The 24,833-nt window shown below is 60.7% G+C and carries 26 protein-coding genes; 18 read left to right on the top strand and 8 right to left on the bottom strand.

Features of this window, described 5'->3' with window-relative positions; all coding sequences use genetic code 11:
• Nucleotide 1: 1 nt before the first annotated feature.
• The 11 genes from AC13Q5_RS22295 (at nt 2) to trmB (ending at nt 10,654) form a co-directional block, all read left to right on the top strand.
• Nucleotides 2-496, top strand: coding sequence for a GNAT family N-acetyltransferase (locus AC13Q5_RS22295; RefSeq protein WP_488503183.1), 495 nt, complete (start codon nt 2-4; stop codon nt 494-496).
• Between the two features lie 121 nt (nt 497-617).
• Entirely contained in the window at nt 618-1,046 is a 429-nt protein-coding gene (locus tag AC13Q5_RS22290; protein WP_075855405.1) for a Fur family transcriptional regulator, read from the top strand.
• Nucleotides 1,047-1,076: 30 nt separating this feature from the next.
• Nucleotides 1,077-1,874: a lyso-ornithine lipid O-acyltransferase gene (gene olsA, locus AC13Q5_RS22285; protein WP_488503182.1), complete on the top strand. Its 798-nt coding sequence runs from the start codon at nt 1,077-1,079 to the stop codon at nt 1,872-1,874.
• A 61-nt stretch (nt 1,875-1,935) separates the two neighbouring features.
• The gene (gene miaB, locus AC13Q5_RS22280; RefSeq protein ID WP_075855403.1) at nt 1,936-3,348 is read left to right on the top strand and encodes a tRNA (N6-isopentenyl adenosine(37)-C2)-methylthiotransferase MiaB; all 1,413 of its coding nucleotides are present in this window, start codon (nt 1,936-1,938) and stop codon (nt 3,346-3,348) included.
• Nucleotides 3,349-3,378: 30 nt separating this feature from the next.
• Complete coding sequence (locus AC13Q5_RS22275) at nt 3,379-4,431, top strand: PhoH family protein (RefSeq protein WP_457877559.1); 1,053 nt, start codon at nt 3,379-3,381, stop codon at nt 4,429-4,431.
• An 18-nt stretch (nt 4,432-4,449) separates the two neighbouring features.
• Nucleotides 4,450-4,956: an rRNA maturation RNase YbeY gene (gene ybeY, locus AC13Q5_RS22270; RefSeq protein WP_488503181.1), complete on the top strand. Its 507-nt coding sequence runs from the start codon at nt 4,450-4,452 to the stop codon at nt 4,954-4,956.
• Nucleotides 4,957-4,981: 25 nt separating this feature from the next.
• A complete protein-coding gene (locus tag AC13Q5_RS22265; protein ID WP_488503180.1) occupies nt 4,982-6,151 on the top strand; it encodes a hemolysin family protein in 1,170 nt (389 codons plus the stop codon).
• A gap of 191 nt (nt 6,152-6,342) precedes the next feature.
• Nucleotides 6,343-7,944 (top strand): apolipoprotein N-acyltransferase, encoded by a 1,602-nt coding sequence (gene lnt, locus AC13Q5_RS22260; protein ID WP_488503179.1) that lies wholly within the window; start codon nt 6,343-6,345, stop codon nt 7,942-7,944.
• Between the two features lie 151 nt (nt 7,945-8,095).
• Nucleotides 8,096-8,515: a helix-turn-helix domain-containing protein gene (locus tag AC13Q5_RS22255; RefSeq protein WP_075855494.1), complete on the top strand. Its 420-nt coding sequence runs from the start codon at nt 8,096-8,098 to the stop codon at nt 8,513-8,515.
• A 187-nt stretch (nt 8,516-8,702) separates the two neighbouring features.
• The gene (gene metK / locus AC13Q5_RS22250) at nt 8,703-9,956 is read left to right on the top strand and encodes a methionine adenosyltransferase (RefSeq protein WP_075855398.1); all 1,254 of its coding nucleotides are present in this window, start codon (nt 8,703-8,705) and stop codon (nt 9,954-9,956) included.
• Nucleotides 9,953-10,654 (top strand): tRNA (guanosine(46)-N7)-methyltransferase TrmB, encoded by a 702-nt coding sequence (gene trmB / locus AC13Q5_RS22245; RefSeq protein WP_457877564.1) that lies wholly within the window; start codon nt 9,953-9,955, stop codon nt 10,652-10,654. The genes metK and trmB overlap by 4 nt, the downstream gene beginning before the upstream one ends.
• A gap of 161 nt (nt 10,655-10,815) precedes the next feature.
• Here trmB and AC13Q5_RS22240 read toward each other — a convergent pair whose 3' ends face one another.
• Complete coding sequence (locus AC13Q5_RS22240) at nt 10,816-11,073, bottom strand: BQ00720 family protein (protein ID WP_075855396.1); 258 nt, start codon at nt 11,071-11,073, stop codon at nt 10,816-10,818.
• 158 nt (nt 11,074-11,231) lie between these two features.
• Nucleotides 11,232-11,663 carry an Hsp20 family protein gene (locus AC13Q5_RS22235; protein WP_075855395.1) on the bottom strand — a complete coding sequence of 144 codons (432 nt, stop codon included), beginning with the start codon at nt 11,661-11,663 and terminating at the stop codon, nt 11,232-11,234.
• Nucleotides 11,664-11,894: 231 nt separating this feature from the next.
• On the opposite strand from AC13Q5_RS22235, the gene AC13Q5_RS22230 reads away from it, so the two are divergent.
• Nucleotides 11,895-12,839 carry a nucleoside hydrolase gene (locus AC13Q5_RS22230; protein ID WP_075855394.1) on the top strand — a complete coding sequence of 315 codons (945 nt, stop codon included), beginning with the start codon at nt 11,895-11,897 and terminating at the stop codon, nt 12,837-12,839.
• A 73-nt stretch (nt 12,840-12,912) separates the two neighbouring features.
• On the opposite strand, the gene AC13Q5_RS22225 is transcribed toward AC13Q5_RS22230, so the two are convergent.
• From AC13Q5_RS22225 to AC13Q5_RS22215, 3 genes are all read right to left on the bottom strand, one after another.
• A complete protein-coding gene (locus AC13Q5_RS22225) occupies nt 12,913-15,258 on the bottom strand; it encodes a methyl-accepting chemotaxis protein (protein WP_075855493.1) in 2,346 nt (781 codons plus the stop codon).
• A gap of 192 nt (nt 15,259-15,450) precedes the next feature.
• Entirely contained in the window at nt 15,451-16,350 is a 900-nt protein-coding gene (locus AC13Q5_RS22220) for a ribokinase (RefSeq protein WP_488503178.1), read from the bottom strand.
• Between the two features lie 101 nt (nt 16,351-16,451).
• The gene (locus AC13Q5_RS22215; protein ID WP_488503177.1) at nt 16,452-17,630 is read right to left on the bottom strand and encodes a DNA recombination protein RmuC; all 1,179 of its coding nucleotides are present in this window, start codon (nt 17,628-17,630) and stop codon (nt 16,452-16,454) included.
• Between the two features lie 186 nt (nt 17,631-17,816).
• Between AC13Q5_RS22215 and def the strand changes: the two genes are divergently transcribed.
• The 5 genes from def (at nt 17,817) to truA (ending at nt 20,925) form a co-directional block, all read left to right on the top strand.
• Nucleotides 17,817-18,332 carry a peptide deformylase gene (def, locus tag AC13Q5_RS22210; RefSeq protein WP_075855391.1) on the top strand — a complete coding sequence of 172 codons (516 nt, stop codon included), beginning with the start codon at nt 17,817-17,819 and terminating at the stop codon, nt 18,330-18,332.
• 76 nt (nt 18,333-18,408) lie between these two features.
• The gene (locus AC13Q5_RS22205) at nt 18,409-18,687 is read left to right on the top strand and encodes a FitA-like ribbon-helix-helix domain-containing protein (RefSeq protein ID WP_457877570.1); all 279 of its coding nucleotides are present in this window, start codon (nt 18,409-18,411) and stop codon (nt 18,685-18,687) included.
• A complete protein-coding gene (locus AC13Q5_RS22200) occupies nt 18,684-19,103 on the top strand; it encodes a type II toxin-antitoxin system VapC family toxin (protein ID WP_075855389.1) in 420 nt (139 codons plus the stop codon). Before AC13Q5_RS22205 ends, AC13Q5_RS22200 begins: the two co-directional genes overlap by 4 nt.
• A gap of 71 nt (nt 19,104-19,174) precedes the next feature.
• Nucleotides 19,175-20,122, top strand: coding sequence for a methionyl-tRNA formyltransferase (gene fmt / locus AC13Q5_RS22195; protein WP_488503176.1), 948 nt, complete (start codon nt 19,175-19,177; stop codon nt 20,120-20,122).
• A complete protein-coding gene (gene truA, locus AC13Q5_RS22190; RefSeq protein WP_488503175.1) occupies nt 20,122-20,925 on the top strand; it encodes a tRNA pseudouridine(38-40) synthase TruA in 804 nt (267 codons plus the stop codon). Before fmt ends, truA begins: the two co-directional genes overlap by 1 nt.
• A 15-nt stretch (nt 20,926-20,940) precedes the next feature.
• Here truA and AC13Q5_RS22185 read toward each other — a convergent pair whose 3' ends face one another.
• The 3 genes from AC13Q5_RS22185 to dapD form a co-directional block, all read right to left on the bottom strand.
• Nucleotides 20,941-21,540, bottom strand: a complete 600-nt coding sequence (locus AC13Q5_RS22185; RefSeq protein WP_488503174.1) for a hypothetical protein — start codon at nt 21,538-21,540, stop codon at nt 20,941-20,943.
• The gene (dapE, locus tag AC13Q5_RS22180) at nt 21,527-22,720 is read right to left on the bottom strand and encodes a succinyl-diaminopimelate desuccinylase (protein ID WP_488503173.1); all 1,194 of its coding nucleotides are present in this window, start codon (nt 22,718-22,720) and stop codon (nt 21,527-21,529) included. The genes AC13Q5_RS22185 and dapE overlap by 14 nt, the downstream gene beginning before the upstream one ends.
• 158 nt (nt 22,721-22,878) lie before the next feature.
• Nucleotides 22,879-23,736 (bottom strand): 2,3,4,5-tetrahydropyridine-2,6-dicarboxylate N-succinyltransferase, encoded by an 858-nt coding sequence (gene dapD / locus AC13Q5_RS22175; protein ID WP_457878767.1) that lies wholly within the window; start codon nt 23,734-23,736, stop codon nt 22,879-22,881.
• 215 nt (nt 23,737-23,951) lie between these two features.
• Between dapD and AC13Q5_RS22170 the strand changes: the two genes are divergently transcribed.
• On the top strand, nt 23,952-24,824 hold the full coding sequence (locus tag AC13Q5_RS22170; RefSeq protein ID WP_457878766.1) for an LOG family protein: 873 nt from the start codon (nt 23,952-23,954) through the stop codon (nt 24,822-24,824).
• The last annotated feature ends 9 nt before the right edge of the window (nt 24,825-24,833 follow it).

Genomic DNA, 24,833 nt, shown 5'->3' with positions numbered 1-24,833 from the left:
CATGCTCGAATCCTATCTTACCTTGAAAGCAGAATACGAAATCGTCCCGATGGAGCTGAAGGATTGCGCCGAGGTGGCGATCCTGCACGGCGAGCGGTTCCCGCGGGTCTGGGACGAGAGTGAGTTTCAGGGCCTCCTCTCGCAGGAAACTACCTTCGGCTTCGTCGCCCGCCAGACCAACGCCATCCTGAAAAAGGCGCTTCCCGGCTTCGTGCTGGCGCGACACGTGGCAGGCGAGGGGGAAATTCTGACCATTGCCGTCAACGCCAAGCTCGGGCGCTCCGGTCTCGGCTGGCGACTGATGCACGCGGCCCTGCGCGAGGCCCGCAATCGCGGTGGCGAAACCATGTTTTTGGAGGTCGACGGCAGCAACCAGCCGGCGCTCGGCCTCTATCGCAAGCTCGGCTTCGAGACCGTCGGCGAGCGCAAGGCCTACTATGTCGGCGAAAACGGCCAGAAGTCGACGGCGCTTGTCATGCGTCGCGTTCTTCGCTAGAGCATTTTGCAGCCAAGTGGCATCACTTGGCGTCGCAGAAATGCGGCAAAACAAATAGTTAGAGCGGCAATTCGGCGGTCTAACTGTTGTCACAGTCCAAACAGATCGAAGACAGCGATTGATGGAAGACGCCGTAAAATCCCTGGAGGAGCTTTGCGCCGAGCGCGGAATGCGCATGACGGAGCAGCGTCGGGTCATTGCGCGCATCATCGAGAATTCCGGAGACCATCCGGATGTCGAGGAGCTCTATCGCCGCTCAGTGCAGGTGGATGCGAAGATCTCGATCTCCACCGTCTATCGCACCGTCAAGCTATTCGAGGATGCCGGCCTACTTGCCCGCCACGATTTCCGCGATGGCCGTTCCCGCTACGAGACCGTGCCGGAAGAGCACCACGATCATCTGATCGACCTCAAGAGTGGCCAGGTGATCGAATTCCACTCACCGGAAATCGAGGCGCTGCAGGAGCGCATTGCCCGCGAACACGGCTTCAAACTCGTCGACCACCGGCTGGAGCTTTACGGCATCCCGCTGAAGAAGGACGAAGGTTGAGGTGAAAGCTTTCATGCAGGAGCGAATGATTTGATGACGAGGCTGCGCATCGGCTGTGCCCTCGTGGTCATCGGCATCGTCAGCATGGTGATGCTGCCGATGCAGATCGTTTGCCTGCGCTTCGACTGGAAGCTCAGGCGCTATCTGCCGCGCTACTGGCATCGCATCGTCTGCTATTGCCTCGGCGTGCGCATTCACGTGGTCGGCACGATGGAAACGAGCCGGCCCCTGATGCTGGCCTCCAACCATTCGTCCTGGCTTGATATTCTCGTTCTCTCCGCCGTTGCCGATGTCTCCTTCATCGCCAAGTCGGAAGTGCGGGACTGGCCGATCTTCGGGCTTTTCGCACAATGGCAGAAAAGCGTCTTCGTCGAGCGCGAGCAGAAGCGCAAGACCGGCGAGCAGGTGAACGAGATCGCCGACCGCATGGCCGACGGCGAAATTATGGTGCTGTTTCCGGAGGGGACGACCTCGGACGGCAATCGCCTGCTCGAAGTCAAGTCCTCGCTGTTTGGCGCTGCCGCTGCGGCCCTGCCGAAGGCGCCGGATGCCGTGGTGCATGTCCAGCCGGTCGCGGTCGCCTATACCCGCGTCCACGGAACGCCGATGGGCCGCTATTATCGTCCGCTGACGGCATGGCCCGGCGATATCGAGCTTGTGCCGCACCTGAAGGGCATTTTTCAGTGCGGGGCCATCGATGTCGACGTCTGCTTCGGCGAGGCGGTCGATTATCGCGCCGGCACCAACCGCAAGGAAGTGAGCGCCACCATCGCGTGGCGCATCCGCAATATGCTTGCCGGCCGCCTGCTCGGACGCGAGATCGCCTGATTTCCAGGTGATTCCAACTTTTCCATTTTCTCCGAAGGCAAAAGCCACTACATAGCGGCCCATGACCAAGGACAGCCTGACCCTCGACGCCCCGGCGGCCGATGCTTCGCAGCTCGGCACCCGCGACGGCTCCAACAGCCGCAAGGTCTTCATCAAGACCTACGGCTGTCAGATGAACGTGTATGATTCCACGCGGATGAGCGATGCGCTCTCCCGCGACGGCTATGAGCCGACCGAGGATATGGAAGAGGCCGATCTCGTCCTTCTGAATACCTGTCATATCCGCGAGAAGGCGGCCGAGAAGGTCTATTCGGCACTTGGCCGTCTGCGTGAGATGAAAAAGCGCAAGGCAGCCGACGGCCGCGAGATGATGATCGGCGTCACCGGCTGCGTCGCGCAGGCCGAAGGTGAGGAAATCCTGCGCCGCGCGCCGGCCGTCGATGTCGTCATTGGCCCGCAGACCTATCATCGTCTGCCGGATGCGCTTCGCCGCGCCAAGGAAGGCCAGCGCGTCGTCGACACCGAATATGCGATCGAGGACAAGTTCGAGCATCTGCCGATCGCTGAAAAGACGAAGATCCGCGCCCGCGGCGTCACCGCCTTTCTGACGGTGCAGGAAGGCTGCGACAAGTTCTGCACCTTCTGCGTCGTGCCCTATACGCGCGGTTCCGAAGTCTCCCGTCCGGTCTCCCAGATCGTCGAGGAAGCCGAGAAACTTGTGGATGGCGGCGTGCGCGAAATCACGCTGCTCGGCCAGAACGTCAACGCCTGGCACGGCATCGGCCCGACGGGCGAGACCTGGAGCCTTGGCGATCTCCTTTATCGCCTGGCTGAGATCCGCGGTCTGGCGCGCCTGCGCTACACCACCAGCCATCCGCGTGACATGGACGATCGTCTCATCGGCGCGCATCGCGATCTGCGCACGCTGATGCCCTATCTGCACCTGCCCGTACAGGCCGGCTCGGACCGCATCCTGAAGGCGATGAACCGCCGGCACACGGCGGCGGAATACCTCACTCTCATCGAGAGAATCCGCACGGCCCGCCCGGATATTGCCCTTTCGGGTGACTTCATCGTCGGCTTCCCGGGGGAGACAGACCAGGATTTTGAGGATACACTCAGATTGATCGAGGAGGTGAATTATGCACAGGCCTTCTCGTTCAAATATTCCACGCGGCCGGGTACGCCCGGCGCGGAATTGAAGGATCAGGTGCCCGAAGAGGTCAAGACCGAGCGGCTGGAGCGATTGCAGGCATTGCTGCTGAGGCAGCAGCATGCTTTTGCCGAGGCTTGCGTGGGCAAAACAGTGGATATCCTTCTGGAAAAGCCGGGCCGGATGCCGGGCCAGTTGATTGGACGCTCTCCCTGGCTGCAATCTGTGAATGTTGATGCAAAAGCATCGCAAATCGGTGACATTATTAACGTACGAATCACCGGAACCAGCACCAACAGCCTTTTCGCTGAATTGCTCTAGGTTCCGGCCGACCCAAGGGAGCCGCACCGCTTGAACGGACAGGAATTGGTTTCTTCTTCATCGCGCCAGCCCCGCACCGCGAGCGACGCCAATCACTTCACCCTGACGTTCGAGAATAATCGGTTCGCCAGCGAGCTTTTCGGGCAGTTCGACCAGAATCTGAAGCTGCTCGAGGAGCGCTTGGGCATCGATGCTCGCGCTCGCGGCAATTCCGTCGTCATCACCGGCGACGTGCTGGCCACCAATCAGGCACGCCGCACGCTCGATTACCTCTATGACAAGCTGCAAAAAGGCGGCAATGTAGAGCGTTCCGATGTCGAAGGGGCAATCCGCATGGCGGTTGCCGCCGACGACCAATTGACGCTGCCGACGATGGAGAGAAAAGCCAAGTTGACGATGGCGCAGATTTCGACGCGCAAGAAGACGATCATTGCGCGCACGCCGACCCAGGATGCCTATATGCGGGCGCTGGAGCGCTCAGAGCTCGTCCTCGGCGTCGGCCCTGCCGGTACCGGCAAGACCTACCTCGCCGTCGCCCACGCCGCCCAGCTCCTGGAGCGCGGCGCGGTGGAAAAGATCATTCTGTCGCGCCCGGCCGTCGAGGCCGGCGAGCGTCTCGGCTTCCTGCCTGGCGACATGAAGGAAAAGGTCGATCCTTACCTTCGTCCGCTCTATGATGCGCTCTACGACATGATGCCGGGCGACAAGGTCGAACGGGCCATCACGGCGGGCGTCATCGAGATCGCGCCGCTCGCCTTCATGCGTGGCCGCACGCTCGCCAACGCTGCCGTCATCCTCGACGAGGCGCAGAACACGACGTCCATGCAGATGAAAATGTTCCTGACGCGTCTCGGCGAAAATTCGCGGATGATCGTCACGGGCGATCCGAGCCAGATCGACTTGCCGCGCGGCGTCAAGTCCGGCCTGGTGGAAGCGCTGCAGCTGTTGGACGGCGTCGAGGGCATCACCATCGTCCGCTTCAAGGATACGGACGTCGTCCGCCATCCGCTGGTGGCGCGCATCGTTCGGGCGTATGATTCCACCTATGCCGCAAAGGCAGAGGAAAGCGATCCGCAGATCTGATCTGCGGTGCGGAAACCGATGGCCGAACTCGATATACAGATCAGCGTGGAGGAGGGCGATTGGCCCTCCGAAGAGCAATTGCAGGCCCTGGCGGAGCGTGTTCTCGGCACTGCAGCCACCTATTTGAAGACACATGAAAAGCAGCCTTTTCCAAAGGATGCATCGGAATTGTCGCTGGTCTTTACCGACGATGCCTCGATCCGTGAGATTAATGCGGAGTGGCGTTCGCAGGACAAGGCGACGAACGTGCTGTCCTTTCCGGCTTTCCCGTTGCAGCCCGGCGGCAAGCCCGGCCCGATGCTGGGCGATATCATCATCGCCAGGGAGACGGTGGAGCGTGAGTCGGTCGATCTGGAAAAGAGTTTTGACGACCATCTGACGCATTTGATGGTGCATGGTTTCTTGCATCTCTTCGGCTACGACCATATGAATAATAGCGAAGCCGAAAGAATGGAGGGGCTGGAGACTCGCATTTTGGCTAGTCTTGGCCTATCTGATCCCTATGCGGGACAAGACCCCATTTGATTTGAACCCTGTCTGACCAGGAACAATGAGCGACTTTACGACAAGATCGGCCCCCGAGGCCAAAGACGGAGCCGATGCAGCCTCCTCCGATGAGGGTGGCAGTAGTAGCAACGGCAAGCGATCCCAATCTTCCTTCTGGGCACGTGCTGCACGCATCCTGCGCCCGGCACAGGACTCCGCCCGATTGCGCGAGGATCTCGCCGACGCGTTGATGACCAACGCGGCCGGTGACGACGCCTTCTCCGCAGATGAGCGGGCGATGCTGCACAATATCCTGCGTTTCCGCGAGGTGCGCGTCGAGGATGTCATGGTGCCGCGTGCCGACATCGAGGCCGTGGATCAGACCATTACCATCGGCGAGCTGATGATCCTCTTCGAGGAAAGCGGCCGCTCGCGTATGCCCGTTTACGCCGACACGCTGGATGATCCGCGCGGCATGGTGCATATCCGTGACTTGCTGTCCTATGTCGCCAAGCAGGCCCGCAACAAGCGCCGCGCCGGCAGTGCCAAGGCGGCTGCCGCAACGGCCGCGCCTGCAGCCGAAAAGCCGACACGCTCGGCCAAGCCGAATTTCGATCTCTCGCGGGTCGATCTGCAGAAGACGCTGGTTGAGGCCGGCATCATCCGCAAGATCCTCTTCGTGCCGCCTTCGATGCTTGCCTCGGATCTCCTGCGCCGCATGCAGGTCAACCGCACGCAGATGGCGCTTGTTATCGACGAGTACGGCGGTACCGACGGTCTGGCTTCGCACGAGGACATCGTCGAAATGGTCGTCGGCGATATCGACGACGAGCACGATGACGAAGAAGTAATGTTCAAGCGCGTCTCCGAAGACGTCTTCGTGGCCGATGCCCGTGTCGAGCTGGAGGAGATCGCAGCCGCGATCGGTCCGGATTTCGATATCGCTGAGCAGGTGGACGAGGTGGATACGCTTGGTGGCCTGATCTTCTCGGCTCTTGGCCGCATTCCGGTGCGTGGCGAGGTCGTGCAGGCGCTTCCAGGCTTCGAATTCCATATTCTCGATGCCGATCCACGCCGTATCAAGCGAGTACGCATCACGCGTAAGCGTCATGCCGTCCGCCGCCGACCGACCGTCAAGCTGGAAGGGGAGGCAGGTGCGCCGGAGCGCGATTTGCCGGCACCGGAAGCGATTGCTGAGGAAACATCGGCAGAACGCAACGCGACCAGCCATTAGAGCCGGATGATTTTAGGTCGATACGATCTAAAATCTGAATCTGCTCTAAAATCAAAGAAGTAGAGCATGATGTCGTCCGAAATCCCCTGACACTTTTCGGCATCATGCTCTAATCGGCGCTTCAACGGGACAAATCGCTGCATTTTTGAAAGACTGCGCCCAATTGATTCGCGATTGGACGGAGCTGGCGCATGGAATGGCTTTCGGGCAGGGTGATCCTCGTCTGGGGTTTCAAACGTGCATTGCTTACGATTTTAGCCGGTGCCGTCGGTGTGCTGGCATTGCCGCCCCTCGGCTTCTTTGCGGCGATGTTCATCTCCTTTACACTGCTGGTCTGGCTGCTGGACGGTGTCGCCGCCAGCCCGGATAGCGGCCTGCTCGGGCGGCTGTGGCCGGCTTTCTTCACCGGCTGGCTGTTCGGCTTCGGCTATTTCGTTGCTGGTCTCTGGTGGCTCGGCCATGCGCTGCTGATCGATGCCGACGAGTTCGCATGGGCCTTGCCGCTGGCAATCCTCGGCCTTCCCGCCTTCTTGGCTGTCTTCTACGGCGTCGCGACCGTGCTTGCCCGCATCCTGTGGTCCGATGGCATGGGGCGGATCGCGGCGCTCGCCTTCAGCTTCGGTATTCTGGAATGGCTGCGCAGCTTTCTCTTTACCGGCTTTCCCTGGAATGCCATCGGCTATGGCGCCATGCCTACTCCGCTGATGATGCAGTCGGCGCATGTGATCGGCATGCTCGGGGTCACCGTGCTTGCCGTCTTCGTCTTCGCCGCACCCGCGCTGCTCGGTACGCGCCAGGGGCGGGTGCCGGGGATAGGCCTTGCCGCCCTCATCGCCGCGGCCCATTTTGGCTATGGCTACTACGCACTGAGTCAGCCGGAAGCACCGCTCACTGACGCCAGGACCGCGCCGGTCGTGCGTATCGTGCAGCCGTCCATCGATCAGGAAACCAAGATGGACACGACTGCCGATCGCGCCGCCATCTTCGATAAGCATCTGGCGCTTTCGGTCCAGCCGCCTGCGAATGGCGGCAAGCGGCCCGACATCATCGTCTGGCCGGAAACGGCCGTGCCTTTCATCCTGACCGATAATCGCGATGCGCTCGCCCGCATCGCGGATCAGCTCGAAGACGACCAGATCCTGATCACCGGCGCCGTCCGCGTTGAAGACATGGGGCCGGGCGTCGAGCCGCGCTATTACAATTCGATCTATGTCATCGACGGCCGCGGGCAGATCATCGGCGCGTCCGACAAGACCCATCTCGTCCCCTTCGGCGAATATGTGCCTTTCGAGCATATTCTGAGCTATCTCGGCATCGAGAACGTCGTGGAGCTGCCTGGGGGATTTTCAGCGGCCACCAAGCGGCAATTGCTGGCCATGCCCGACGGCGTCAAATTCTATCCGCTGATCTGCTACGAGATCATCTTCCCGAACGAGATGACGGCGGGGATCCGGCAGGCCGATGCCATTCTCAACGTTACGAATGACGGCTGGTTCGGCGATACGCCCGGTCCATACCAGCATTTCCTGCAGGCAAGGGTGAGGGCGGTGGAGCAGGGGCTGCCGCTGATTCGAAGCGCCAATACAGGCATTTCAGCATTTGTTGATGCACACGGACGGGTGCTTTCTGGTATCGATTATAATCAACAAGGCTTCATTGATACCACTTTAGGTGGCGCAACCGTATCGCGCATCGACGATAAATCCAGAAAAACATACTTTTGGTTGATCATCGGAGCAGTCGGCATAATTGCCGCAATTTCGCGCATGGGTTTTATTTTCAGGGTGAATTGACCAAAAAACCCTAAAATTGCATAGTGCTAGATGTCCGCCTTTCGAACGTAGACTGGAGGCCTTGGGGGCGTCGGCTGCAACGTGGCGTTATAGGGGTGGTGAAGGGTACCGGGTGGCAGGTCCTGAATTCAACCTATGTTAGGGTAAAATGATGATTGAGAATAAAAAGAAGCCGAACCCCATCGACATTCATGTCGGTAGCCGCATACGCCTCCGCCGAACGATGCTTGGCATGAGCCAGGAGAAACTCGGCGAAAGCCTCGGAATTACGTTTCAGCAAATTCAGAAATACGAAAAAGGCACCAATCGCGTCGGCGCCAGCCGCCTGCAGAATATCTCCAGCATCCTCAATGTCCCGGTTTCCTTCTTCTTCGAGGATGCACCGGGCGAGCATTCGGCCGGCGCGGGTGGCATGGCCGAAGCATCCAGCTCCAACTACGTCGTCGACTTTCTGTCTTCTTCGGAAGGATTGCAGCTCAACCGCGCCTTCGTGAAAATTTCCGATGGCAAGGTCCGACGCAAGGTTGTCGAGCTGGTCAAGGCGCTCGCGGCCGAGGCGGATGCTGAGTAGCCCTTCGAGGCGGGGTTAAACCGACAAAGTCGAGAGGCGGTCATTTTGGCCGCCTTTTCGCTATTTACGGCAAAATTTTATCACTTGAGCAGGGATATAAAGATATATTTATGTCCTTGTGCGGCTTGTTTTTCGAGGCGGAGACGAATATCAAAAGCAGAGATTTGTTCTTTGAGGGGAATCCCGCATGCGCGCGAATTATCTGTTTACGAGTGAGTCTGTTGCCGAAGGTCACCCGGATAAAGTTTGTGACCGCATTTCCGATGAAATTGTCGATCTGGTTTACCGCGAGGCCACAAAGACCGGCGTAAACCCCTGGACCGTGCGCATTGCATGCGAGACCCTTGCCACCACCAACCGCGTCGTCATCGCCGGTGAAGTGCGTCTGCCGCCGAGCCTGATGAAGAAGGATAAGGACGGCAACGACGTCATCAATCCATCGAAGTTCAAGGCTGCTGCACGCCGCGCCATCAAGGATATCGGCTACGAGCAGGACGGCTTCCACTGGAAGAAGGCGCGCATCGACGTGCTGCTGCACTCGCAGTCCGCCGATATCGCCCAGGGCGTCGACAATGCCGCCGACCAGCAGGGTGACGAAGGTGCCGGCGACCAGGGAATCATGTTCGGCTACGCCTGCAAGGAAACGCCCGATCTCATGCCGGCGCCGATCTACTATTCGCACAAGATCCTGCAGCTGCTCGCTGCCGCCCGCAAGAAGGGCGACGGTGAAGTCGCCAAGCTCGGCCCGGACGCCAAGAGCCAGGTAACGGTCCGTTATGTTGACGGCAAGCCGTCGGAAGTGACCTCGATCGTGCTTTCGACCCAGCATCTCGATGAGAGCTGGGACTCGAAGAAGGTTCGCGCCGTTGTCGAGCCCTATATCGTCGAAGCGCTCGGCGACCTGAAGATCGCCCCCGATTGCAAGTGGTACATCAACCCCACGGGCAAGTTCGTCATCGGCGGCCCCGACGGCGACGCCGGCCTCACCGGCCGCAAGATCATCGTCGACACCTACGGCGGCGCAGCCCCGCATGGCGGCGGCGCCTTCTCCGGCAAGGACACGACCAAGGTCGACCGTTCTGCGGCCTACGCCGCCCGCTATCTGGCGAAGAACGTCGTTGCCGCCGGTCTTTCCGATCGCTGCACGATCCAGCTCTCCTACGCCATCGGCGTTGCCCAGCCGCTGTCGATCTATGTCGACCTGCACGGTACCGGCAAGGGCGTGACCGAGGATCAGGTCGAAGCGGCCATCCGCAAGAACATGGACCTCTCGCCGACCGGCATCCGCCGCCACCTCGACCTCAACAAGCCGATCTACGCCAAGACCTCGGCTTACGGTCACTTCGGCCGCAAGGCCGGCCGCGACGGCTCCTTCTCCTGGGAGCGTACGGACCTGGTGAAGGCCCTCAAGGAAGCCGTGAAGCTCCGGGAAGCCGCATGATCGATACCGAGCGCCGGTCGCGGGCGACGGAAGCATTCTTCGGCCGGCGCAAGGGTAAGGCCTTGCGCGGCCAGCAGGCTGAAAAGCTGGAAGCATTGCTGCCGCAGTTCATCGTCGATCTTTCCGCTCCGGCGCCGCAGCCGCTGAACGATCTCTTCCCGGTGCCATCAGAGCGTCTGCGCCTGGAGATCGGCTTCGGCGGTGGAGAGCATCTCATCCACAGGGCGCTGGAGCAGCCAAAGACCGGTTTCATCGGTGTCGAGCCCTTTGTCAATTCGATGCAGAAGCTGCTTGCGCGCGTCGAAGAGGCAGGCGCACACAATATCCGCGTCTACAATGACGACGCGACGCAGGTGCTGGATTGGCTGCCGGATGGCTGCCTGGATCAGATCGACCTGCTCTATCCCGACCCCTGGCCGAAGAAGAAGCACTGGAAGCGCCGCTTCGTTTCACAGGTGAACCTTGCCCGTTTCCACCGCGTCCTGAAGCCCGGCGCTCTCTTCTGCTTTGCCTCCGACATCGACACTTATGTCAATTGGACGCTGCAGCATTGTCAGGCGCATGGCGGCTTCGAGTGGACAGCCCAAAACGCTGCCGACTGGCTGACGCCCTATGAAGGCTGGCCGAGCACGCGCTACGAGGCAAAGGCCCGCCGCGAGGGACGCTCATCGGCCTATCTGACCTTCAAGAGGGTCTGATCGTTCCAATTGCGGGCGAAAATTTCAGATTGAGATATTCGCATCATCCCGTGAGGACCGCCGCTTTGGGCGGTCTGGATCATGCGCATGCGTTGCCAGGTGGGGCCGGTTCGATGCGGTCCTTGCGGACGGTGAGTTTCACCGTCGGGCGACGCTCATGGTCAGTGCAGGCTGACCGTCTTCAATTCGTCTTCCGCAGCACGGTAGAAGGTGCTGGAGCGATTGTCCGTCAACAGGATCGGGGTGCCGTCGGCGCCGAAAAGCGCCCAGAGATCGACATCCGGATCAATATCGGGCGCTTCTGGGAAGCAGCGGGATACCTCGGACCAATCCATTTTTCTGATGTAGGCGACCTCACCGGTGCCGATATTGGCAAGTTCGGATGCGGTCAGGCGGGCGGTAGCTTCTTTCAACAACATGCTCGTACCTCCAGTATGAGGGACCAACGGCTCCAGAGCATGATGCCGAAAAGTGTGGATGGCTTTCGGGCGATGTCGTGCTCTAGTTCTTTGATTCTAGAGCCGATTCAGACTTCAGGCCGATTCGGCCTGAAATCGTCCGGCTCTAGGCCGTTGTCCTACTGTGAGACCGAAATGTTAATTTTCTTTACTATACGGTCGGGTTCGGGCCGAATGAGATCGACGGCGAGCAAGCCGTTCTTCAGCGTGGCGCCGAGCACCTGCATGCCGTCGGCGAGAACGAAAACACGCTGGAACTGTCGGGCGGCGATACCGCGATAGAGATAATCGCGCTCGCCCTGCTCGATCTGGCGACCGCGGATCAGCAGCTGGTTTTCTTCCGTCGTGACATCGAGCTCGTCTTCGGAAAAGCCGGCGACAGCCAGCGTGATGCGCAACCGCTCCGGCTCGCCGGAAAGGCGATCCGCACGCATCCGTTCGATATTGTAGGGAGGGTAACCGTCGCTGGCCTTGGAAATCCGCTCAAGCGTCTTTTCCATAGTATCAAAGCCCAGAAGCAGCGGGCTGGCAAAGGGAGTCGTCCGGCTCATCGTCTCAAAGTCCTTGGGTGTCAAGCGACCGTTCCGGACCTGATCTTCAGCACCCGGTTGTCCCTAATATGGGAGTACGCGCCTGTGAGTGCAAGCCATCGCGTCTTCGCATTTGCGAGATCGAAATCCATGGTGAAGAATCGTTTCATGCCATGACGAGCGAGCGCTTGACAAAGCCGGACCGGACCCGCGACAAAGCCTGTCGATCTGCACCGGAGGAAAGTTACAGATATGACCGAACCTAGAAAAATCATTATCGATACCGACCCTGGTCAGGACGACGCCGCGGCGATCTTTCTCGCCTTCGGCAGCCGCGAGGAGATCGAGGTGCTCGGCATTACCGCGGTTGCCGGCAACGTGCCGCTGAGCCTGACGAGCCGCAATGCCCGCATCGTCTGCGAGCTCTGCGATCGTCGCGACGTCAAGGTGTTTGCCGGTGCCGACGCGCCGCTGAAGCGCAAGCTGGTGACGGCGGAGCATGTGCATGGCAAGACCGGACTGGATGGTCCGGACCTGTCCGAGCCGACGATGCAGCTGCAGCCGGGCCACGCCGTCGATTTCATCATCGACACGCTGCGCAAGGAGCCGGAAGGCGCCGTCACGCTCTGCACGCTCGGCCCGCTGACCAACATCGCATTGGCCTTCCAGAAGGCGCCTGAAATCGTCGGACGTGTACGCGAACTTGTCATGATGGGTGGCGGCTTCTTCGAGGGCGGCAACATCACGCCGGCGGCCGAGTTCAACATCTATGTCGACCCGGAGGCGGCAGACGTCGTGTTCCGTTCGGGCGTTCCGATCGTCATGATGCCGCTCGACGTCACTCACAAGCTGCTGACGCGCAAGGATCGCGTCGAGCGTATTGCCGCGGTTGGCACGCCGCCGGCCAAGGCCATGGTCGAAATGCTGCAGTTCTTCGAGCGCTTCGATATCGAGAAGTATGGCTCGGACGGCGGTCCGCTGCATGACCCGACCGTTATCGCCTACCTTCTGAAGCCTGAGCTCTTCAAGGGTCGCGAATGCAATGTCGAGATCGAAGTGACGTCCGAACTGACCGTCGGCATGACCGTCGTCGATTGGTGGCATGTCACCGACCGCAAGCGCAATGCCAAGGTCATGCGCGACGTTGATGCCGATGGCTTCTTCGCGCTGCTGACGGAGCGTTTTGCCCGCATCTGACTGAGTAAAGACCTACGAAAAAGGCCGCCGGAGCGATCCGGCGGCCTTTTTATTTCATCGAGCCAAGGTCGGCTCAGAACTCTTCCCAGTCATCCTGAGCGAGTGCATTGGCGCCCTGCATCTGCGGAATTGCCTTGCGTGCGGGTGCTGCAACGGGGGGAGCTGCCCGGCGCGGGGCCGCCGGAGCCCGCATCTGCTGGGCGGTTGCCCGCAATGCGCTGGTATTCTCCTGGATGGCACGTGCGGTGCGGAAGCGCGCAACGAGCGTCCGGAGCGACTGAGCTTCCTCGGCAAGCGCCACGCTGGAGGCGGTGGTCTCCTCGACCATCGCGGCATTCTGCTGGGTCACCTGATCCATCTGGTTCATGGCCGAGTTGATTTCCTTCAGACCAATAGCCTGCTCGCTCGCGGAGGCTGAGATCTGGCGGATCAGGCCGTTGATCTCCATCACCTGCTGGGCGATCTTATGCAGGGCATCGCCCGTGCGGCCGACCAGATTGACACCTTCCTTGACCTGTCCGGCCGAGGTATTGATCAAGGTCTTGATCTCCTTGGCGGCATTGGCCGAGCGCTGGGCCAGCTCACGCACTTCCTGCGCGACAACGGCAAAGCCCTTACCGGCTTCACCTGCGCGGGCAGCTTCGACGCCGGCATTGAGCGCCAAGAGGTTGGTCTGGAAGGCGATCTCGTCGATGACACTGATGATGCGGGACACTTCCTGCGACGATTGCTCGATGCCGTGCATGGAAGAAATGGCCTTCTGCACGATCTCGCCGGAATGCTCGGCGTCCTGCGATGCCGCATTGACGCTGCTTGCCGCCGTGCGGGCGTTCTCGGCGCTGGAATTGACCTGCGCGGTCAGCTCGTTGAGGGCCGCAGCCGTCTCTTCAAGGCTTGCTGCCTGCTGTTCCGTGCGGCGGGCGAGATCCGAGGCGCTGTTGCTGATTTCGCCGGTGCCGCTGCCGATGTTGCCGACGCTGACATTGACGGTGTGGACGGTCTCTTCAAGGCTCGTCAGCGCGGCGTTGAAATCCTGCTTGAGCTGGGCATATTCGCCGGGGAAGTCGTCCGTGATCCGCTGCGTAAGATTGCCCTTCGAAAGCTCGGCGAGGCTTTGGCCGAGAATGGCAACGATATGGCGCTGCAGCGTAACGCTCTCGTTGCGTTCGCTCTCCGAACGGCGGCGCTCGCCTTCGGCGGCCAGACGCTGGTCGTTGGCTTCGCCCTCCAGGCGCTTGGTATCGGCGAGCGCGAAGCGGAAACCTTCCAGTGCCTTGGCGACCGAACCCACTTCGTCGGCACCTGCTTGCCCCGCGACAGGTTCGGCGTAATTGCCGGCGCTCAGGCGATTGACGCTTGCAACAAGGCCGGCCAGCGGCTTCTGCACGAAGCTGCGCACCGCGACATAGAGAGCGAGCATGACGGCGGCGAGCACCAAAAGACCGGCAACGATCATCATATAGGTCTGATCGCGTACCGGGGCCGCGGTGGCGCTGTGCGGTACGTCGATGAGAACGACCCAGGTGGCATTGAGGCCAGGAACAGCGAAAGGATAGACGACGCGGTCGAATTCTTCGCTGCCTGCATCGGAAAGATTCTTGAGGATGCTTGCGGAAGAGGAGCTCAGAGCTGCCTTGATGACGTCCGCGCCAGAACCATTATAGTCCTTCATCAGCAGGTCGGCGCTCGGTGCCACCAGCCACTTGTTGTCCTGGGAAACCAGAAGTACGCGACCGGAGCCGAACGGCTGCATCTTCTGCAGTTTCGTCGAAAGCGAATTGAGGGAGATATCGACGCCTGCAATGCCGATCAGCTTGCCACCCGACATGACAGGATAGGCGATCGAGCTCATGGTCGTCGGGACATCAGTGCCCTGCGCGAGGTAGGGCGGTGTGATCGCGCCCTTGCCGCTGTCGGCGGCGAGCTTCCACCAGGCGGCAGTGTAATCATTGTCGAAGGTCGAGAACTGGATGCCGCCATCCTTCGTCTTCGACCAGTAGGGTGTGAAGGCACCCTTGTCGTTGACGCCCTGATCCTTGTTGTTGGCAAGCTCCGTGGTCTTGCCATCCAGCGCGCCGAGCTGCTCGCAGAACCAGCTGCCGAAGGCAAAGGCATTCTGTTCGACATTCGCCTTGAGGATGTTGATCATGCCCTTGCGGTCGAAGGTATGGCCTTCGTGGCCGCGGCCGATGATGGCGGCCATGGAGCGGGCGGCGCTCGCCATTTCGCCGACATTGGCGGCGATCTCGTTGGAAATGGATTTGGCCTCGGTATTCGCCTGATCCATGGTCAGCGTCTCGACGCGATCGCGGGTCTGGGAAATCAGCAGAAAGTTGGAAACCAGCAAAACGAGTGCGATCGCCAGCCCGGTGACCAAGATCAGCTTGGCCGCAAGCGACTTCATACGAAAGATGAACATCATTTCCTCGAAAAAACGATGCGTCGGATACACATTATCCAGATGCAAGGTCGGCGCAGGATGGCCCTGTCATGGGGCCGCCGTTAAATTCCTGCCGCAGCCGGAAGGCCATACGCGCCAGGCCAGAGGAGAATGATATGGAAGCGCAAAAATTTAATTAATTGCGCTTCGCAAGGGTTGTGAAATTTAGCCCTAAAGCTTTTCGGCGACTTCGCTGGCAACCGGGATGGACGGCTGCGCGCCCGGCTTCAGGCAAGCCAGCGAACCGGCGACGGCGGCGCGGCGCAGGCTGGCATGGAAATCCAGGCCCTGATCGAGACTTGCGGCAAAATAGCCGCAGAAGGTATCGCCGGCGCCCACGGTATCGACGGGTTCGATGACGAGGCCCTTGGCGCGCGCGAGCTCGCCGTCGCGAATGGCAATGACGCCATCGCCGCCAAGTGTGACAATCAGCGTCTGGCCGGTTTCGCTATGCAGGCGGATGAGGGCCGCCTCGCGTTCGGATGCCGACATGTTGTCCTGGCCGGCCAGCCTTTCGAATTCCGTCTCGTTAGCGATAACGATATCGGCAAGCCGGCCGAGGCGGGCAGCTTCCGGGATCAGCGGCGCGAGATTGAGTACGGTGCGCATGCCCTTCGCCTTTGCGGCATTCAGCGCCGTTTCGACGGCTGCGACCGGGATTTCGAACTGCAGCATCAGCGTATCGCCCGGGTTCAGTGCAGCGACGGCAGCCGTCGCGTGTTCGGCCGTATTGGTGCCATTGGCACCGGGGACGACGGCAATCATGTTCTCGCCGTCACCGCCGACGAGGATGAGAGCAGTGCCCGTCGGCTCGGAGACGCGCCGGACTGTGGAAAGATCGGTGCCTGCCGTCTGCAGCAGGTCGACCGCAGGCTCCGCAAAGCCGTCATTGCCGACGGCGCCGCTCATTCGCACGGTCGCGCCGGCGCGGCGTGCGGCCAGCGCCTGGTTGGCGCCCTTGCCGCCGGCGGCGGTGGAAAAGCCGTTGCCGGCAACGGTCTCGCCCGGCTTCGGCAGACGATCCGTGGTGGCGATGAGGTCCATGTTGATGGAGCCGAAGATAGTGATCATGCGATGTCCTGCCCTGGGTGTTGCTGCTGCATGATCCTGCCCGAAGGCTGCCTTTGTCTTTTCGGATCATGCATCGATTGGGCGCGACACTGCCGAAGCGATCAGTCTTCGTCAACTACCCTGAGCTTGAGTTGGCTCGTGCGGTTGTCGACAGGCTTCGGCCGTTCTTCCGCACGCGCCTTGGCAGGCTCTTTCGCAGCCTCGAATTCCAGCGCCTCTATGCGCTCGCCACGCCTTGCCAGCTTGTCGGCCGAGGTGACGATCATGTCGACATCCTTCTGCGCCATGGCGAAATGCCCCTGCAGCTTTCGCACCCGCTCGTCCAGGCGCGAAAGGTCGTCCATCAGGTGCGCCACCTCGCTCTGGATCACATGGGCCTGCTCGCGCATGCGCTGGTCCTTCAGCACGGCCTGGATGACCTGGATCGACAGCATGAGCAGCGATGGTGAAACGATGACGATGCGGGCGCGCTGAGCCTTCTGCACGATTGCCTCGAAATTCTCATGGATCTCGGCGAAGATCGATTCGGACGGCACGAAGAGAAAGGCCGTATCCTGCGTCTCGCCGGGAATGAGATATTTCTCTGAAATGTCGCGGATATGCAGCTCCAGATCCCGGCGGAACTGCTGCGCGGCGATCTTGCCATGTTCGGGACTGGCGGCGCTGCGAATGGCGTTCCAGGCTTCCAGCGGAAACTTGGCATCAATAACAAGCGGCGGCGAGCCATTCGGCATGCGAATGGTGCAGTCCGGCCGCGAGCCGTTGGAAAGCGTCGCCTGGAACGCGTAGGCGCCCATCGGCAGCCCGTCGGCGATGATGGTTTCCATGCGCGCCTGGCCGAAGGCGCCACGCGTCTGCTTGTTGGAAAGAATGGCCTGCAGGCCAACGACATCCTTCGCCAGCGTCTGGATGTTGGTCTGCGCGGCATCGATGACGGCAAGCCTCTCCTGCAGGCGGCGCAGGTTTTCATGCGTCGAGCGCGTCTGCTCGCCGATCGTCGCCGTCACCCGCTGCGACATGCCGTCCAGGCGCTGGCCGATGGCCTGGTTGAGCTCTGCCTGCCTGGAGCCGAAGACTTCGGCCATGGTGGCAAGCCGTCCCTGCATCTCCGCCTGCGAACGTAGCAGCGCCGCCATCGTATGCTCGGTGTCGAGCGCGTCGTCTTCTGCACGTGCCTTGCCGCGGATGAAAAGCACGATCACTGTGATCGCAAGCAGAATGACGATGCCGGTCAGAACCTGGACCGTGGAAATGGCTTGGCCGAAGATGATGAAGGACATGAAACCTGGCGCGCTGATGAAGTTCTTACGCGGAGCATAGCAAAATTGCTGTGAATATCCAGATCAAAACGTGAACAAAATTTCGAGCCTATTTGCTGCTGTTGAGATCGCCGCCGGCGAAAAAACACCGCGCCATCGCCATCTTGGCGATTCCATCGCACGACAAGATGCGTTAAGGGAAACGTCATGACGATCAAGCCACTCATCATTTTGCCCGACCCGTTGCTCCGCCAGGCTTCCAAACCTATCGAGCAGATCGATACCGAAATTCAGCGTCTCGCCGACGACATGCTCGAAACCATGTATGACGCGCCGGGCATCGGCCTTGCGGCGATCCAGATCGGCGTTCCCCGCCGCATGCTTGTCATCGACGTCGCGCGCGAAGGCGAAGAGAAGAAGCCGCTGGTTTTCATCAATCCAGAGATCGTTGCGTCCTCGGACGAGCGTTCGGTCTATGAGGAAGGCTGCCTTTCCATTCCGGATTACTATGCCGAAGTGGAGCGCCCGGCACGCGTCACCGTCAAGCATCTGGACCGCAACGGCAAGGAGCAGCTGACCGAAGCAGACGGCTTGCTTGCGACCTGTGTGCAGCACGAGATCGATCACCTGAACGGTGTGCTCTTCATCGACTACATCTCTCGCCTGAAGCGCGACATGGTGATCAAGAAGTTCACCAAGGCGGCCAAGTCGAAGGCGCTCTGACCTCTGGCATTGAAAGATCAGCCTGAAACGCTTATGATATCATTGATATCAAGTAGAGGCGTGGATGAGTGACCTTTTGATTCGCGATATTTCCGAGCCGATGAAGCAGGACATCGCAGAACGGGCAAAGCAGGCCGGGCGTAGTCTTTCGGACGAAGCGAAAGAACTCTTGCGAAAAGCCTTGGTCGCGGAGAATAGCGAAACGGAGAACTCCCGATTGTCTGCTTGGGACCTTCTTCGACCAATTCTTTACGATGGCGATGATGTGGCGGCAACGGAATATGCCCGTATCATGGATGAGATCGAGGTGGAGCGAAAGAAGGACTTCGGCCGGCCGGTCGAGGACTTTGAATGATCCTCCTCGACACGAACATTATTTCCGAATTGGAAAAACCTGCACCTGATCGAAATGTTGCCAGCTGGATGAAGGCCCGGCCAAGCACTGAGTTTTATCTTTGTGATGTCGTGGTGATGGAGCAATCCTATGGTGCGGAGCGCTTTTTACTTCGTACAAAATCCGATCGCTACATACGGATTTTCAATGCGTTGCTGGCGTCGTTCCAGGGTAGGATATTTAGGTTCGACCAAAAATCCGCCATCGAGACAGGCCGCATTCGCGCCCGTCGCGAACGTTCGGGCCATCAGATTTCCGTGCAGGACGCCATGATCGCCGCCATCTGCCTTGCGAATGGCGCGACATTGGCGACGCGCAACACAAAAGACTTCGAGGGGCTTGATCTGAAGCTCATAAACCCGTTTGAAGGCGGCTAACGTTTGACCACGATGGCGCGCGTTAGCGCTGCCGGGTCACTCCAAGTTTGAATCCTAGCCGGATGGATCGCATGTCGCTCAACATCATTTTCATGGGAACGCCCGAATTTTCCGTACCGACGCTGCGGTCCTTGATCGATGCTGGACACAAGGTTCGTGCCGTCTATACGCAGCCGCCGCGCCCAGGCGGCCGGCGTGGGCTTGATCTGCAGAAATCGCCGGTGCATCAGGCGGCCGAATTGCTGGGCCTGCCGGTTTTCACGCCTGTCAACTTCAAGGATCCGGACGAGCGCCAGCGCTTTCGCGATCTGGAGGCCGATGTCGCCGTCGTCGTCGCCTATGGCCTGCTGCTGCCGGAAGCGATTCTGTCAGGCACGCGCCTTGGCTGCTATAACGGCCACGCCTCGTTGCTGCCGCGTTGGCGCGGCGCTGCCCCCATCCAGCGCGCGATCATGGCCGGCGATGCGAAGACCGGCATGATGGTGATGAAGATGGACAAGGGGCTCGATACTGGCCCGGTCGCGCTGACGCGCGAAGTCGAGATCGGCGATACCATGACTGCAGGCGAGCTGCACGACCGGCTGATGCTCGTCGGCGCAAAGGCGATGGCCGAGGCGATGAACAGACTGGAGCATGACGAGCTTCCGCTGACCGCCCAGCCCTCCGAAGGGGTCCTTTACGCCGCCAAGATCGACAAGGGTGAAACCCGCATCGATTTTGGCAGGCCGGCGGCCGATGTCCACAATCACATTCGCGGCCTGTCGCCTTTCCCAGGCGCCTGGTTTGAGGTCGACATCGCGGGCCGCCCAGAGCGTATCAAGGTGCTCGGCTCGGAACTGGCGGAGGGCGACGGTGCGTCGGGAAAGGTTCTGACGGATGATCTCGTCATTGCCTGCGCTTCCGGCGCCGTTAGGTTGACGAAGTTGCAGAAGGCCGGCGGCAAGCCGCTGGCTGCGGCGGATTTCCTGCGTGGCACGCCGATCGCGTCGGGTACGGTGCTCGCTTCGGAGCAGGGCTGATGCCGCGTTATAAAATGACCGTCGAATATGACGGCATCCCCTATGTCGGCTGGCAGCGCCAGGAGAACGGCCCTTCAGTGCAGGGGGCGATCGAGGGCGCCATCCGGTCTTTGACCGGCGAGACGGTCTCAATCCGTGGCGCGGGACGCACCGATTCCGGCGTGCACGCCACGGGACAGGTGATGCATGCTGATCTTTCCAAGGAGTGGAAGATCTACACGCTGCGCAATGCGCTCAACGCCCATCTGAGGATGGCCGCAGAGCGGGTCGCCATTCTCGATATCGTCGAGGTCGATGCAAGCTTCGACGCCCGCTTTTCGGCAATCCGCCGTCATTATCTCTACCGCATCATCGCCCGCCGCGCGCCCCTTGCGCTGGAAGCCGGACGCGCATGGTGGGTGCCGAAGGACATGGATCACGAGGTCATGCACGCCGCCGCGCAAACCCTTGTCGGCCGGCATGATTTCACCACCTTCCGATCGGCGCATTGCCAGGCGAACAGCCCGGTGCGCACGCTCGACCGGCTTGACGTGACGCGCAGTGGCGAACTCATCGAGATCCGCGCCACGGCGCAAAGCTTCCTGCATAATCAGATCCGCTCCTTCGCCGGCACCTTGAAGCTGGCGGGCGAGGGCAAGTGGACGCCTGACGATGTGCGCGCGGCGCTCGAAGCTCAGGATCGCAAGGCCTGCGGCCCCGTCGCTCCGCCGGATGGGCTCTATTTCATGCAGGTGGATTATCGCGATGGTACCGGGCTGCCTGGCGACGGCGAAAGTGCAGATGACGGCGAGGATCTGTCGTAGTCCACACTGACCATCTTAACCCGGCGGATAAACGCCCAGAAAGCGCTGCAGGAAATCCGTCAGCAGCATGGTCGGAATGAGCAGCACTAGTGTCAGCGTGCCGATGAAGAGCGGATGCGTGCCGCAGATCATTCTGAGCATGCGCGCCAGCGAAAAGATGATTGCCATCATCAGCGCCAGCCATAGCAGCGCCACCAATCCGCTGGAGCCGGGGACGAAAGCGATCACGGCGATGAGCAGCGCATTCAGATAGGATGTCGGCACGCCCAGCCAGTTCACCACGACGACGATGGGCGTAAATTTGTCGCCGAAACGGAAGATCAGCAGCAGCACGCCGGCAAGAACGAGCGGGACCAGCCAGTTCGCAAGCTCGACCAAGGCCAGGCGCAGGAAGAAGCCGAGACCGGTCGATGTCTCCGGCGGCATGGCGGTCAGATAGGCCTTCTGCCACCACAGCCAGGAAATGCCGATCGACGGCAGGCTCCACAAGATCGCCCAGAAGGAGCGCATCATGCCACGATCCGATATGTCCAGATATTGGAAGCCGCGCGCATCCATGCGGATCAGCAGCCAGAGACCGGACAGATAGTATTGGACTTCCCTAAAGGTCGGCATTCTCGAACCAGCGCTGGATGAAGGTCTGGTAGATCCCGGTCAGCGTTTCGAGATCCGAGACTGCCACGCGCTCGTCGACCATATGCATGGTCTGGCCGACGAGGCCGAATTCCACGACAGGGCAGTAGTCCTTGATATAGCGGGCATCCGACGTGCCGCCGGTGGTCGAAAGCGCCGGCCTTTGGCCAGTGATGTTTTCGACGGCGGAAGAGAGCGAAGCGATCAGCGCGTTGTTGCGCGTCAAAAACACCTGGCTCGGGCGCTCCGACCAGACGATGTCGTATTTCGCCGGCGGACGCCCTGGGCGCAGCGTCTGGTCGGCCGCAGCCGCATCCAGGCGGGCCAGGATTTCCGCCTTCAGCGTGTCGGCCGTCCAGGTATCGTTGAAGCGGATGTTGAAGGTGGCAGTCGCCCTGGCGGGGATGACGTTGGTGGCGGTATTGCCGACATCAATCGTTGTCACTTCAAGGTTCGATGGCTGGAAATTGTCCGTGCCGGTGTCGAAGGGCGGGTCGAGTAGCGCTTCCGTCAGCTTGATGATGCTGCGCACCGGATTGTCGGCAAGGTGCGGATAGGCGGCGTGGCCTTGAACGCCGTGAACGGTAATGGTGCCGGAGACCGAGCCGCGGCGGCCGATCTTGATCATGTCGCCGAGCCGGTCGGGGTTGGTCGGCTCGCCGACAAGCGATGCATCCCATGTCTCGCCGCGCTCGGCCGCCCATTGCAGCAGCTTCACAGTGCCGTTGATCGCCGGTCCCTCTTCGTCGCCGGTGATCAGGAAGGAAATCGAACCGGCAGGCTTGCCGTGCTTTTCAACATGACGCGCGACAGCGGCCACGAAACAGGCAATGCCGCCCTTCATATCGACGGCGCCACGGCCGAAAAGCTCGCCATCGGCGATCTCGGCGGCAAAGGGCGGATGGCTCCACGAGGTGGCATCACCTACGGGAACGACGTCCGTATGCCCGGCAAACATCAGATGCGGCCCATCCGTGCCGAGCCGCGCATAAAGGTTTTCGATATCGGGCGTTCCCGGCTCGCTGGCCGTCATGCGCTCCACCTTGAAGCCGAGAGGCTGCAGCATGTCGGCAAGCGCGGTCAGCGCGCCGCCTTCGGCCGGGGTGACGGAGGCGCAGCGGATCAGGGTCTGCAGATTCGTGATGGGATTGGTAACGGTCATCGGAGGCAATGTATCCGGCGGGAAATGGCAAAGCGATGGCAAGGATTGGCGATGAGTCGAAAATCCTTGCCGCGATTCCAGCAATCGCACAGGCATGTTCATCCGGCAAGCATAAGGGAAGCGCGATATGGCAACCGCGCTTCCGAAAAATTCCAAAATCAGTCGCGCAGCAGCTCGTTGATGCCGGTCTTCGAGCGCGTCTTTTCATCGACGCGCTTGACGATGACGGCGCAATAAAGGCTCGGGGCCGGCTGGCCGTTCGCCATGGTATTGCCGCTCGGCAGCGCGCCGGCGACGACGACCGAGTAGGGCGGTACTTCGCCATAGGTGATCTCGCCGGTGGCGCGATCGACGATCTTGGTGGACTTGCCGATGAAGACGCCCATGCCGAGCACGGAACCTTCACGGACGATGCAGCCCTCGACGACTTCGGAGCGGGCGCCGATGAAGCAATTGTCTTCGATGATCGTCGGGCCGGCCTGCATCGGCTCCAGCACGCCGCCGATGCCGACGCCGCCGGAAAGATGCACATGCTTGCCGATCTGGGCGCAGGAGCCGACGGTCGCCCAGGTGTCGACCATGGTGCCTTCGCCGACATAGGCGCCGAGATTGACGAAGGACGGCATCAGGATGGCGTTGGGAGCGATGTAGGCCGAATGACGCACGACGGCGTTCGGCACGGCGCGGAAGCCGGCTTCGCGGAAGCGATTCTCACCCCAGCCTTCGAACTTCGAGGGAACCTTGTCCCACCAGGTTGCGCCGCCGGAGCCGCCTTCAACGATTTTCATGTCGTTCAGGCGGAAGGAGAGCAGAACCGCTTTCTTGAGCCACTGGTTGACGGTCCAGTTACCGTCCACACCGCGCTCGGCCACGCGAACCTTGCCGCTATCGAGAAGATTGAGCGCCGTTTCGACGGCATCGCGGACTTCGCCGCGCGTCGACGTGTTCACATTGTCGCGATTGTCGAAGGCAGCCTCGATGGACTTTTCGAGGGAGGCAAGGTCGGTAGCGCTCATGGGAATTCCTTACAACGTCAGGGCCTATCGGGATTTCCGGATAAAGGTCCGGAAGCGGTCGATTGGTCCTATAGCATGGATGCCGAAAATGGAATGTCTTTTCCGCGCCGATTGAGCTTGGATTCAAGGCGTTGTAGGGGCATATGCAAGAGCTTGGCTATTTCTGTTTGCGAATGGAAATGGCCTGTCATGATCGATTCGAAAGGCATGAATAGATGAGCAAGGGGAAGAACGGCAGGCTGAGGCGCAAGGACGGGGTCTGGGACCCGTTGAAGACGAGCTCGGCGGACAAGCAGCGAGCCGAGTCGGTGCCGCGCACGCCGCAGTCGATGTCGCCGTCCTACCGCCTTGCCTATGCGGACGAGGATTTCCTCTGCCGCGAGGAGTTGCGGCCGATCCGCCTGCAGCTGGAATTGCTGAAGACCGAAATGTCGCTGACCGAGCGCGGCATCAAGTCGACGGTCGTCATGTTCGGCGGCGCGCGCATTCCTGCTCCCGGCACCAATGCCTGGGCCGCGCGCAATGATGTGCAACGCGCCAATCTTGAGGCTGCATCGGTTTACTACGAGGAAGCGCGCAAGTTCGCCCGGCTTTGCTCGCGCTATTCCGCCGGTTTCGACTACCACGAATATGTCGTCGTCACCGGCGGCGGCCCGGGCGTGATGGAGGCGGGCAATCGCGGTGCGGCCGAAGAAGGGGCACCCTCGATCGGCCTCAACATCGTGCTGCCGCACGAGCAGGCGCCGAACGCCTATGTGACGCCGGAGCTCAGCTTCAATTTCCATTATTTCGCGATCCGCAAGATGCACTTCATGGTGCGCGCCAAGGCAATCGCGGTATTCCCGGGCGGCTTCGGCACGCTCGACGAACTGTTCGAGTGCCTGACGTTGATCCAGACCGGCCGCATGGAGCGCCTGCCGCTCATCCTCTTCGGCGAGAAGTTCTGGCGCAGCATCATCAATTTCGACGCGCTGGCCGAGTTCGGCACCATCGCGCCCGACGATGTGAACCTCATCAGCTTTGTCGATACCGCCGACGAGGCATGGAAGATCGTCGCCGACTTCTATGAGCACGACAACGGGCACTGACAATGAAAA

Source organism: Martinezella sp. CNPSo 3964 (assembly GCF_057784375.1).
This window is presented reverse-complemented; position numbering and strand designations above follow the sequence as displayed.